Annotated in this window: 1 protein-coding gene; it reads left to right on the forward strand. The window is 71.4% G+C overall.

The genetic code is table 11. The features are described from left to right. A partial coding sequence (locus J5M56_RS25245) for a hypothetical protein (protein ID WP_347709440.1) occupies positions 1–454 on the forward strand: 454 nt, incomplete at both ends.

A 454-nucleotide genomic window follows, 5' to 3' on the forward strand; every position in this document is an offset into this window, starting at 1 on the left:
ATGGGCGGCCTGATCGGTCTCGCGCTCGGCGGGCTGCCGGGCACGCCGATCGGCAGGATGCTCGTCAACGACATCGGGCCGCACATCGAGCCCGCCGCGCTCGAGCGCATCGGCGAATACGTCGGGCTCGACAAGCGCTTTGCGACCGAGCAGGAGGGCGTTGATTATCTGACGTCGCTGTCGCTGTCGTTCGGCCCGCTCACGCCGGACGAGTGGCGCGCGCTGAATCGGCCGTTGCTCGTGCGGGACGCGGACGGCTCGTGGCGCGCACGCTACGACCCGCGGATCGCCGAGCCTTTCAAGACGGCCACGCCGGAGGCGAATGCGCAGGGCGAGGCATGGCTCTGGCATGCGCTCGGGGCGTTCGCGGGGCCGCTGCTCGTCGTGCGCGGCGTGCAGTCGGACCTGCTGTCGCGCGAGACGCTCGAGGCGATGAAGGCGCGCGGACAAGCGG

Origin of the sequence: Pseudomonas sp. 51_B, assembly GCF_017491595.1 — a bacterium.
Lineage (GTDB): Bacteria > Pseudomonadota > Gammaproteobacteria > Pseudomonadales > Pseudomonadaceae > Aquipseudomonas > Aquipseudomonas promysalinigenes.